Annotated in this window: 1 pseudogene; it reads right to left on the reverse strand. The window is 63.1% G+C overall.

Annotated elements, in window-relative coordinates:
- A pseudogene (locus ENZ75_RS34190) lies at positions 1–379 on the reverse strand (protein translocase subunit SecDF); the annotation flags it as partial.

A 379-nucleotide genomic window follows, 5' to 3' on the forward strand; every position in this document is an offset into this window, starting at 1 on the left:
GAATTGTAGGTCGCCTGCGCATCGACGAGGTTTTCGCCCGAGACGATGACGCGGTTCTCGATCAGATACGGAACCGGCGGATCGTCCTGCGAATACAGCACCGACGAGCCGGCAGGCGGACGGCCGTTGAGCGCGTCCTGCACCGGCATCGACTGGTCGACCATCTGGAAGGTCAGCTTGGCGGTCTGGCCGAGGATTTCCTTCAGCCTTTGCGGGTCCTGAAGACCCGGCACCTGGACAAGGATACGGTCGTCGCCCTGCCGCTGCACGATGGGTTCGGTCGTGCCGAGTTCGTTGACGCGGCGTTCGACCACCTCGATCGACTGCGTCAGCGCGGTCGACGTGCGGTATTTGATGCCGGCATCGGTGACGTTGAACT

Source organism: Mesorhizobium sp. M7A.F.Ca.CA.002.04.1.1 (assembly GCF_004022805.1).
Taxonomy (GTDB): Bacteria; Pseudomonadota; Alphaproteobacteria; order Rhizobiales; family Rhizobiaceae; genus Mesorhizobium; species Mesorhizobium ciceri.